At 56.6% G+C, this 1,167-nt stretch carries 1 protein-coding gene; it reads right to left on the bottom strand.

From position 1 onward, the window contains the following. The coding region (locus J1C54_RS16270; RefSeq protein WP_229149999.1) for a hypothetical protein at window positions 1-1,167 on the bottom strand (1,167 nt) is incomplete at both ends.

The following is a 1,167-nucleotide window of genomic DNA, read 5'->3' as shown; positions in this document are numbered from 1 at the left end:
TCACTGGGCAGGTTATTCAGATCCACCCAGCCATCCTGGTTTCTGGTATCGGCAAAACACAGGAACCACTTTGCTTTGCTCGCCGTTGCATTGCGGATACCGTCGTGAAACATGGGTGGTATGGCGCTCGCTTTTTCCTGCAAGGCGGAGTCAGTCTGCAGGGCCACCACGGACCCCAACGCGTGGTTGCAGATCTCTTCAGCGTTCATGTCCTGCGCCTGGCCGACGACCTTGAGCTCATCCACCCAGCCATGAAACCCGTTTACCGGACTGGTTGTGTTAGCAGCCCGTCCCACCCACAACTCGCCCGGCGACATGACCAGCACTGGATCAGCGTCAGTAGGTTTGTGCCAGTCTGCCACCAGCATGCCATCGCGAAACACTTCCACTCGCTTGCCCTGAGGATGGATGCGGAAACCAAGGTGATTATGTGCCGCAAAAGCAAGCGCAGCATTTAGCGCAAAGGTATGGCGCTCGCCGGCAGCGCTTACCAGACTCACAGAATGCAAACCCTTGAGATCAATGCCAGAGCCGTCGGGGAATTCCAGCAGCCGGCGAAACTGATTGTCGTTCTTCATGCGCGGGTCCACAAACAGACCGACAAACCAGACATCCTGTGTCAGGTCCCGATGCTGCCCGTCAGGAATGGTGTAGCGTATTCCGGATGATGGCCTTAAAAACAAGCCTTTGCCACGCACGCCGCCCAGGGCAACCCGTTCCACCTCGCCCGGGCCGACGATTTCGCCAGAGGCCGGAGAGCGGTAAAGGCCGGTTGCCGCATTCTGGATGCGCTTGAAGTCGCCCTTCATATTGGCGCCGGATTTGGCTTGTACCATTTCTGAAGAAATCAGGTAGTGGGGATCTGTCCAGTCGTCAAAGGCGACCACGTCTGTCGCAGTGCCGTTGCTGATCAGCCACGCCACGTCTCGCGGAATATTCAGGCGCAGGTTCCGATCATGATTGAACTTGTTCTCTATCGAATCAATAAAGTTGATATTGCCACTGGCGCCGCGGATATTCTTTAGCGTGGTATCGCCAAGATTCTCTCTGCCCGAGCCCACCCTTACCCAACCGGCCTCACCGTCATCAAACAGCTTGACCAGGCGTTGCCGAGACGGCACCTTGCCGACACCCCAGTCTGTGTTGTTGAGCATATTGTCGATGAGT

The organism is Alcanivorax sp. 1008 (assembly GCF_020667895.1).
Classification (GTDB): domain Bacteria; phylum Pseudomonadota; class Gammaproteobacteria; order Pseudomonadales; family Alcanivoracaceae; genus PGZG01.
This window is presented reverse-complemented; position numbering and strand designations above follow the sequence as displayed.